Annotated in this window: 8 protein-coding genes; all 8 read right to left on the bottom strand. The window is 37.7% G+C overall.

Going from position 1 to position 10,676, the window contains the following annotated elements:
• Positions 1–189: 189 nt before the first annotated feature.
• Positions 190–531 carry an IS66 family insertion sequence element accessory protein TnpB gene (gene tnpB / locus BKD12_RS15895; RefSeq protein WP_070090327.1) on the bottom strand — a complete coding sequence of 114 codons (342 nt, stop codon included), beginning with the start codon at positions 529–531 and terminating at the stop codon, positions 190–192.
• Positions 525–935, bottom strand: coding sequence for an IS66 family insertion sequence element accessory protein TnpA (gene tnpA / locus BKD12_RS15890; protein ID WP_070090326.1), 411 nt, complete (start codon positions 933–935; stop codon positions 525–527). The genes tnpB and tnpA overlap by 7 nt, the downstream gene beginning before the upstream one ends.
• Before the next feature lie 237 nt (positions 936–1,172).
• Positions 1,173–2,711: a glycoside hydrolase family 25 protein gene (locus BKD12_RS15885; RefSeq protein WP_070090325.1), complete on the bottom strand. Its 1,539-nt coding sequence runs from the start codon at positions 2,709–2,711 to the stop codon at positions 1,173–1,175.
• Between the two features lie 78 nt (positions 2,712–2,789).
• A complete protein-coding gene (locus tag BKD12_RS15880; RefSeq protein ID WP_176730995.1) occupies positions 2,790–4,217 on the bottom strand; it encodes a glycosyltransferase in 1,428 nt (475 codons plus the stop codon).
• Between the two features lie 913 nt (positions 4,218–5,130).
• Positions 5,131–6,339, bottom strand: a complete 1,209-nt coding sequence (locus BKD12_RS15875) for a glycosyltransferase family 2 protein (protein WP_070090323.1) — start codon at positions 6,337–6,339, stop codon at positions 5,131–5,133.
• Positions 6,340–6,604: 265 nt separating this feature from the next.
• On the bottom strand, positions 6,605–8,440 hold the full coding sequence (locus tag BKD12_RS15870) for a sulfatase-like hydrolase/transferase (RefSeq protein WP_083263006.1): 1,836 nt from the start codon (positions 8,438–8,440) through the stop codon (positions 6,605–6,607).
• 177 nt (positions 8,441–8,617) lie between these two features.
• Entirely contained in the window at positions 8,618–9,604 is a 987-nt protein-coding gene (locus tag BKD12_RS15865; protein WP_070090322.1) for an InlB B-repeat-containing protein, read from the bottom strand.
• A gap of 33 nt (positions 9,605–9,637) precedes the next feature.
• Positions 9,638–10,612 carry a hypothetical protein gene (locus BKD12_RS15860; RefSeq protein WP_070090321.1) on the bottom strand — a complete coding sequence of 325 codons (975 nt, stop codon included), beginning with the start codon at positions 10,610–10,612 and terminating at the stop codon, positions 9,638–9,640.
• Positions 10,613–10,676 lie beyond the last annotated feature (64 nt).

The following is a 10,676-nucleotide window of genomic DNA, read 5'->3' as shown; positions in this document are numbered from 1 at the left end:
ATTGTTTTCAGTTGTGATACGGTATCTTTCAGCTCTCGAAGCTGGATATCTTTCGCACTGGAAGCCATTGTTTCTCTCCTCGGATTTGATACCTTTATTATACCAGAAACGGGGCTTTTACTAAAGAAGAATAACTGCTGAAAAACGCCGAATTTACAAGGATTTTCCTGGGTTTTCTATGCAAGATTTTTACTCTGCTTTGAGTGCTTTTGGCTGGTCAATATCGATCCCCGACATCAGCCAGTCAAACTCCCGCCAGGAAAGGTTCCGGACTTCCGACTGCTTCCTGGGCCATTGATAGCCACCGTGGACAGACAACCGCTTGTAGATCAGAACGAAGCCATCCGGTTCACGGAACAAGGCTTTGATCCTGTCCCGTCTTCTTCCACAGAAAAGGAAGAGAGCACTGGACGACGGATCCATCTTAAGCTGGTCTTCGATAACGGCGCAGAGTCCGTCAATGGATTTCCGCATATCCGTATAGCCGCAGACAATGTAGATCTTCTCAAGTCCGGAGATGTCACCTAACATGAGAGCTCCTGAAGCAGACGAAATGTCCTGGTGAGCAGGACAGGATCTGCATCATTGCTGATGCGGACCGTGATGTTCTTCATAGCAACTTCAATCGTATGCGAATTGTCAAGGTACGGGTTCTGCATCTGTGATGCTGTATGCTGCTCCGGAATGTGATCCGGAACAATGTCAATGGGGACCACGTCCTGTTTCGGGCGGGGGACCTCAAGATGACCGTAATTCGCTGCTGGGATCTGATCCGCTGCGGCTTTCCGGCAGCGGCTGACCCAGTTGTAAAAGGTGCTTACTGCGATATCATTCTCGCGACACCAGTCGGCATCTGTCATGCCGCTCTGGCGGCATTCATTGATAAGCCTGATCTGTTCCGCCATCGGAACACGGGCTTTGCGAGTACCTGCCATAATCTATCCTCCATGATTGTAGTGAAATAGTCTAAATATCTATCGACTACAATTATAGGCAAAACTTAAGGATCAGGAAATCCGCAGGAATATTTGGCGCTTACGTTACATCAATCAAATCATAAGTAAGGACGGAGATCAAAGATCTCCATCCTCAATAATAAAAACATGTATTTCGTATCGCTTTATGAACTCATACAAAACTTTGACATATCTAGCATCACGCTAAATATCATATCACAGCTTTGCTCCATAACACTGATCTTCTATCATATTACCTGTCTCATCATAAATTCTAAAATATGTCCAGTAATATCCCGCATGGGGCGGATTATATGTAGTCCAAAAAGTTGTTCCTGATGATACCCGCGCCAATCCTGTTCCGTAAATCCATGGGTTAGGATCTCCCGACATATATTTATTACAGTCTAGAATCAACATCTCATATTGATATTTTTGTTCGGAATTTATATTAGAGCTTACACCTAACAGCCATCCGTCTCCGTATGGATTCGGTCCCTGATATTTTCCACTGATATATACAGGGTAATTTCTGCTCACAGCAAAACAAATTGTCTTTGAAAGTGTCCTATCACCACTTTTCACCTCGACGTGTAACCAATAATTTCCCTTTTTAGGTGTCCATGTGGCCCAGTTTCCTCCATTCCAGTCTGCTATTAAATTCCATTCTTTCGTATCTAGATTGTATGATTGCCACTTAAACTGAACATCGCTATTGGGACTAAGATATGATACTCCCACATCAATTCCAGTTTCTCTAAATTGCCATGTCAGACCATTTATTTTTAATTTCATCCAGTAGTTCATGTCAACATCTCCGCTTATTCCCGGAACTGATCCTTGCGATGTATATTGCCATACACTATATTCACCTTGATAATCACATGTGCTACTCTCCCATTGTGCAACCCATCTATCCCAGTTGTTAAATACTGGATCAGTCAAATAATTATTCCACCAATATAAATTTGCATAAACTCCTACATCATATCCTGCTGCAGAAATGGCATTACAAAAAGTTTGTGCAATTGCCGCATAATTAAATCCAATTGTCGAAACGTCCTCCATATCAAAATAGACTGGATATGTTAAATTTTTCCCTTGGATTAGTCTAAGCACATGTTGTGCTTCACTTGCCGCTCTCTCTGTATTCGTCGCATATGAATAAATATAAACCCCATATGGTATTCCCAACCGTTCACATTCAGAAACATTTCTTGCCCATTGTTTATCATCTTGATCAGTTTGATCTCGTCCATAACCACAGCGAATAAGTACGAAATCAACCATTCCAGATGCTTTTACCTGCTCCCAGTTAATAACACCTTGATGTTCACTTACGTCTATCCCAACAATTGACGAAGTATTTTGTGCTGATCTTGCTCTCCCTTGGTCTGAATAATTATCAATTCCTTCAATCAATTTACCATTTTCATATCTCCAGCTGTTCTCCAAGGGGCCATCTATCGTCTCCTCTTCATCATTTTCTGTTTCCAGATTATCTCCAGAGTTTTCTCCCATCTGAGGCTCTGAAATTATATTTTCTTGGCCTTGATTGGCGTCTACGCTTTCTGAAATTTCATTCTGCTTATTACTCTCTACCTCCTCCTCAATATTTCCTTCGGCATTCTGGTCACCTTCACTTTGAACAATTTCAACTGTATTATCTGGTTCTGCAGCCTTTACACTAATTACATTAGGCAACAACATACTTATCACTAACATAAATACAACAATTCTTTTTAAATTTCTCATAACCTCATTTCTCCCTAAAATTAATTTTTCTTTTTGTAATACTAATCAGGAATATTTCTAACCTTACCTCTATTCAAATTATAACTTCTCATTAAACCCTTCACGCAAATTTGCAATTTTATTTTTCATCCTTTTTATTAAAATCCCAAGCACATTTCTCAAAGAATCTTTTTCTATATTTCTAGCTTTTTCTTCCAAATATAATGCGTTTAAAAACTCCTGACAGGTATCTCCTCTATTTACACGCTTTATTATATCTCCTGTAAATTTCTCATACAATCGTATACATTCCACATATTCCTTTTGAGAAGGAATATATTTTGTGGATAACGTTTCCCCATTCTCCCCTTGCAAAACTCTATTTATAATATCTTCCCACTTTCTCATAATCCTTTTTTCCGAAAACCGATCCGTCATCTCATACGCTTTTAGACTCATCTTATCCCAAATTTCTTTATTATGTAATAACTGGAACATTTCAACTACAACCCTATCTTCAGCCTCTTTAACACCTGCTTCAAACAGATAGCCATTTTCCCCATTCACAATTATATCTTCAATCCCTAAATAATAATTTGAAACTATGGGAATTCCAAAACTCCCAGCCTCATTTAACACCAGACCAAACCCCTCCATTTCCGAAGCAAATAGAAAAACTTTTGCTCTCTGATACCACTGTTCCACATTTCTCTGTTCTCCAACAATGCACACTTTTTCTTTTGGTAGTCCCAATTTTTTTAACTCATCTTGAATTTCTTTCCCGAATGTTTCTTTATATTTTACCGTTCCTACGATTACTAATTTTATACTTCCATCCTTTATAAATAATTTAGAAAAGATTCTCAAAATCACGTCTAATCTTTTAATTGGGTCATCAAACCTACCAACAGTAAGAACAATATTTTCTCTGCATTCTAACGGAATCCTATCCTGTTTATCAAAGCAATTAGGATTTCCAATAGTCTCAACCTCTCTTCCCGATGACACAGAACACAAATACGATGATATATTCGTTAATCCTAGTATTTTATCCGGATATTTCATATTACGATTTCTTGCTTCAATTACTTTTGAAAGATATGCTTCATGCATATAAGGGAATAACCAAAAATAATGATTTAACATTATCGATTTAATGCCGAATTTTTTCAACTCTTTATATACGTTTAAAAATTCAACATTCAAATTACCATTTCCAATAAATAATTCTGCATTTACATAGAATGCCATTATTGCCATCTGTCTTGCTAATGAGATTACATTTTTACGAAACTCAATCACTTCAACATAGCTAGGAATTTCATAAAAACACAATTTTTCTTCCACTTGAGGGACAAACAAAAAAAGTGAATACTTTTCTTTTAAATGCCCCATAATGGTAAGCAAAACCCTTTCAACTCCTCCTATTTTCCAATATTCATATCCAAATACAATTACTTTTTCTTTCTTCGGAATTTCGTATTGCCTTTTCAAATCATCTAACCATTTAATTTCTTCTTTCGTCATAGTACTTCTCATTTATTTTTCTCCCGATAAATAATATGAACCGATATTGCTAATATTAATTAACATGTTTTTCTCAAAGATATCACTGTCTGTACTACTAAACTACTAAACTCCAAAGCCCAATAATACTGTCTGCGTTTTATCATAGGAGAAAAGCCGCTATTGACCGAGCAAATTTTCCGATTGTTCCGGCACCTAGATGAGTATCTCTAGATGCGCTTCCATAACCTTTCTACCGTCATCTGCACTGCATCATAGTAGCCATAGAAAAACTCTGTCTTCATCCAGTTCACATACTCTCCCATCTTGCATTATCACAGTAGCGGCAATTGGCATTATTCTTGCTCTGACAATATGATAATCTTAAATAACCTTTCGATAGATCTCAGTGATATACTGTATCCCGCAATCACCAGGAATAAAGACACCTCCCAAATATAAATAAGCATTCAGCACGTTCTCCAATGTATGAGCACCCAGACCCACTTTCATGTTTGTCTCCTCATCGGGCCAAGAACATTAAGATCAAAAAAGTCGGAGATAGCAGATATATACAGTTTCCCAGCAAGCGCCCTAATTTTCATGATATATATAACACACTTTTCACTCTCTTCTGACAGGCTCATTGCACTAGTAGGAACATGAAGTTTTCTCTGATATTCAGTTTACCAGTTCTGACTGATTTAAGTATGCTTGAATAGTTCTTTCAGGAGTTTCTAATTCTTTAGTATCCTTAGCACACCAATTTCCTTCACCAGTTTTACTACCCGTACTTTATATGCATGGCCATATTTACGTATCACTTTGACCACTCCTTACTCTCTTGATTATATTATGAAATCCTTGAGAATAAGCTGTCAACCTTTTTATATCCCGTCAAATAGCAACAGTAAAACGCTTTGAACTTTGCGATTTAAAACCTCTTTTCTTTATTATTCATCTTTTTACGCATTTTTCTAATTGGTTCTGTCAATTTCCAACTAATCGAACTCTGTATCTCCTCAATATACTTTTGTTGTTTATCTTTTAACTCCAATAAAAGATTAATATGATCCTGTTGATGTTTATTACTTTCTTTTACCTTTTGTAATTCATATTTTAAATCATGTTCTTGTTTATATAAATCATAGGAAAAAAATTGTCTCTTCTTATTCTCTTCGTAAAACATCTTAGGTGTAAAATGATACTTTTCCGCTAAAACAGCGCTTGTATCTGGCTTGTTTAAAAGTTCTTCCATTTTAATTAACCCCAAAACAGGATTTACCCCTCCTCCAATACATTTCATTAATAAAAAGGCCTGTTCGCACAGCAATTCTTCATGTGAACTTGCATCTTTATTCACAAAACAATCCTGAAATGTTTTTATAAACAAATCATCTGGAAAATCATCAAAAAAGTGGAGTCTTATATTCATATATTCATTAAAAAAACGCAAATCATTTTCTGGATTTACCTCACTATTTTGCTTCTCTATTCTTCGATATTTTAATAATGGTTCCTCGATAAATCCAAACTCAAAATGTTTCGCAGCTCTTATAAAAAAATCAAAATCATGAGCCTGAACATAAGCCAAATTGAAAAAGCCAACTCTTTTTACGACTTCTCGTCTCATCAACACTGATGATTGTATTAGAGAATTCCCATAATAAAAAAAGAATTTTAGCCACTCACTACTGTTCTTTTGCCGATTATCATAAAGATTATATAAATCCTCCTTATCCTCTCTTTTCACGACTCGACTATCTTTATCTATAATTTTCAACTTAGTGAAGCAAATATCCTGTTGGTTATCCTCCAAATAGTTTATCTGCTTTTCCAATTTATCCATTTCCCATACATCATCACTATCTAATCTTGCTACAAACTCACCACTAATTCTATTTAATCCAATATTTGTAGCCACACAAATATGGCTATTTTTTTCTAAGAAAATGGGTATTATTCTTTTATTATTATCTGCGTAATTTTTTATTATCTTGCAAGACTGATCTGTAGACCCATCATCAATAATAATTAATTCCCAATTTCTATATGTCTGCTTTAATACACTTTCTATTGCCTCTTCTATAAAGTCTTCATGATTATAATTTACCATTACAATACTTACTAATTGATTTTGCATAAGTATTCCTTCCATTCTATCTTACTTTTTTCTAGCATATTTAATGTATTATACCACATTTTTGCGCCTCTACAAATAATATAAAAGTTTTTTTAAGTATATATTGTGTAGGATTACAATACATGTGTCACAACTGAATATTTAAAAAGCGCGGATAGACTCTCTTTATGTCAAATTTGAACCACCACAAACTTGCAAGAATTTCTTAATACATTTTTTCTATAGCAAAAATTCTCATGCTGTAAGAATATCTATCAGCAACTATCTACTTCCCTAACCTCGCCAACTTTTCTCCTATGAAATATGTTTCTCCATTCCCGTCAGTTAAATATGCTTGTACATGAATACCTGTTTTCATATTCTCTAATGGATAGGTATTAAAATTCACACTGTATATTCCACTTTCATTTTCTTCAAGCTGAACCCATTGGCTATCACTCTTATCATCTTTCGTCCAAATGCAAAGAACTATAGAACTGATTCCATTTTTTACATTTTTTATTTCCCTAACGCTTATTGGTAATATTCCTATTTCTTGCTGATATTCTTCTGTCATTAGTTTAGCCGATGGTATACTATTTTTTTGATAAATCAATTTCAGACTATTTTCATTAATATTTGCTAGTTGATCTAATAATTTTGATCTTTTCTTTAATTCTTTATTTTCGTAATCAATCCCATATTTTTCCGTTAAAGTCTCTTCTGCAGAAAATAAGTTTGCCCCTAATCCCAGCCGATTTCCTTCAATTTCCACTCCTAAAGCAGCTAAAGTTGTAGGAAAAAGATCAAAGGTTGAATATAACCGCTCTGTACTTGATTGTTTTTCGACACCAGCATTAATATATGATACATAGGTCTTCCGATCATAATCACCTGAAACAACATCACAAAAATTACTGTCCATCGTTAAATGATCACCTACCAATACAATGGTCGTATTTTTATAAAAATCTTGCTGTTGTACCCATTCTATAAATTCCTTTAATTGAGCACTGGAACAAGCAAGTACATTGGCATACTGATCATCTCCAAAAGTATCCGGACACCGCTCACATAAATATCCGTCCTCAAAATGCGTATCAACAGTCAACATTGTCAAATTAAATGGCGACCCTTGCCCTGCTAATTCTATTAACTTCTCTTTAGCAAATTGAAACAATTTTTGATCTTCATACCCCCACCATACCCCATAATCTTCTGGTATCATTCCAGACTCTCGAGCATAATTATAGTCTATAATATCATAGTTTCCATGTTCTGTAAAATACAAACGCCTTCCACCAAATGTAGCATCAGAACCAAGCAACAATGTCTGTGAATAGCCTTCCTCATATAAAATATCTCCTAAAGTAACCGCCTCACCAAAAAAAGATTCTTGAGTATCCATACTATTTTCGCCAATAGATATGTTCAAAGGAAGTCCTGATGTATGAGCAAACATTGCCCCCATTGTCCATGTTGTTCCCTGCATTGCATGGGCTCCATTAATTTTCATATTATCTCCAGAAAAATCCTCATTCTCTTGTGCTATCTCTGCCAATTCCGGAATAATATTCTGTGACACCCCTCCACCATTTTCTTTATCCGTGTAAGTTGTCTCCATAGATTCCAAAAATATATAAATCAAATTACGCTTTTGTTTCGGAAAGTTAAGCGCTACCTCTGATGGATCTATGTAATTAGTATCTATAAACTCCGAATATGTTCCCTGTGATTCTAAATAGTCCGCTAAGTCCAGCTTATCCGCAGTTGTATAAACTGTTCCAAAAGAAACAAGAATAAGTCCAACTAACAAAACTCCATCAAATAAATAAAAAAACTTTCTCTTTCTAAGAATAACTATTGAAATAATTAACGCAACAAAGATAACTAATGTCGGCAACGCACATTGCAATAGATATTCTTTTATCATATCACTACTTGTTCCCTCTAGCGGCCCTGTCAAATGGAACATCAATTCATCCATAGTCAAATTGTTCCATGTACGGAACATCCACCAGGCACTAAAAAGCAGCAGTGGCGCAATAAAAGCGAACACTGCTGTCAACAATACCTCCAAAACTACCGCAGTTTTTAGTAGTATCTTATTTACTTTTTTCACTTTTCACATCAATCCTTATCCTTTTAAATTCTTTTTAAAATATAGCATAAATCTTGTTTTTACGCCAGAATAAGTTTAAATTTTGATAAAATCGACGTAAAATTGTGTGAAACATTGTTTTTTATATTACTTGTCACTTATAAATAAGTTTGCCAATTAGATCATTGTAAACTTCTTTTATTTTTCTTCTCCATACCATACCGGCGCAGCGACCACTTCCCCGGCCGCCGTATACAAAACTCCGCCTTCACTGTAATAATTCGGATTTCCGGCCGCGGCTTCTATATACATCAGATTCGGCAACCCATCAAAGGCTCCTGGTGCGATATAAGCGATATTGGCCGGTATATATATTTCCGAGACTTCTCCCGCAATCCCCGCAAGCGCTCCACTCTCGATCCCTGTGCAGGCCGCGTTCGAAGGCAGCGCCAGAATCCCATCCACAGCAGTCCCACACGAAATGATATACCCTGCATCGTTACACACAACACCTTCCAATTCTCTCCATCCGGCATACAATTCCAGCATTTCTGCGCCTTCTTCCAGTCCTCCAAATGGCATTGTGCATGCTGCATCCAGATACCATCCATCAAAAACTTTCCCCAGCCTAAATGGAACATTCCATTCTTCCGAAGAAATAGTATCTGCACTTCCTGTCATCGTAGTCATCGAGGGTTCTCCTCCATTTCCATACAAATGAATGGTCAGTACTGTCGGGGCGGGCGTAGGTTCACTCTCTGGTACATCGGATACAGACGAACCAGCGTCTCCTGATACGCTTGGCAAGACAGCTGTTTCGCTTTCTTTTGAAAGATCCGAAATTCCGTCCGACACCTGTGTTTCTGCTTCGCCCCTTCCCGGCCGAATAGATTCTGCAAAGTTATTCCGTAACTTTACATCTTCAAATCCTTGCAAAAGCTTTTCACTATCCTCTATAGAAAGTGCATCTGCCGGCGGAAAGGGACTGTCTTTGACATTTGCCGCGTTTTCCGACATCCCTGACATATTCCACACATGCTCTTCTCTTAGCATCTTCTCGTCGTAATTTTCTGCCAGAGTATAAAGTCCTGACAGAAGCATCACGGTCAAAAGAATACCTGTGAATTTCTTCCATATCTGTTCGATACTCGCTTCATATTTTGACAACCTGATGATTTCTTCCATTCTTATTTCCTCTACATACTCTTAATAAACTTTTTACTCTACTGTATACCATGCCGGGCAGGCCACCATTTCTCCTGCTGCTGTATACAAAATACCGCCCTCGCTGTAATAATTCGGATTACCGCCCGCCGCTTCGATATACATCAGGTTTGGCAGGTTTTCAAAAGCCCCTTCTCCTATATATGTAATATTAGCAGGAATATAGATTTCCGTGACCTGGTCTGCCACCGCTGCAAGAGCCCCGCTTTCAATCCCCGTGCAGGCCATATCTGACGGGAGCGCAAGGATCCCGTCCTGGATTACTCCTTCAGCCGCACAGGAAGTAATATGCCCTGCATCGTCTGATACAAAGCCTGCCAGTTCTTTCCATCCCGCATACAACTCCAGCTGTTCAACGCCTTCTTCTACTCCAGAAAACGGTATTGTACACCCTGCGTCCAAATACCAACCGTCGAAGACTTTCCCCAGGCGGAACGGAACACTCAAACTCTCCGGCGAAACCCCATCTGCAGCCTCTGTAAGCGTCATTATTTCCGGTGTTCCTCCGTTCCCATGTAAATATATGGTAAGGACGGCAGGCACGGTTGTTTCTCCAGCCGAATCAGCGGCTGCACCTGATTCTGATTCAACAGCTGCCGGAGACTCGGAGGCATCTGTAGTGTTCACCCCGGAGGCTGTAATATCCAAACTCTTTTCCGTTTCCGGTACACTTTCCATGTTTGGATTTTTCCACATCTCCCTGCCTTCAAATTTGTCCGGCACATAAAGAGGCTCCAGTGAGACCAACATTTCCGCATCGGAAACCTTTAAGTCCCCTATCCCATTCACTGCCTCTGTTCTCGTCCTTACTTTCCACGCTTCGTCCGGTCTCACTAATATTCTTTCATACTTTTCTGCCGTATAATAAAGCCCATATATCAGCAGGACGACGAACAAAGCACAATGAAATCTTTTCCATATTTCTTCAAACTCTACTTTACTCTTTGATAATCCGATAATTTCTTCCATATTTTCCCACCACTCCTTCTGCTTTCTATTATAAATGGTGACATCCCGAAAAGGAAGTGGCATA

It is taken from the genome of Merdimonas faecis, from assembly GCF_001754075.1.
GTDB lineage: Bacteria > Bacillota > Clostridia > Lachnospirales > Lachnospiraceae > Merdimonas > Merdimonas faecis.
The sequence above is the reverse complement of the archived record's forward strand: the minus strand, read 5'-3'. Positions and strand labels throughout refer to the sequence as shown.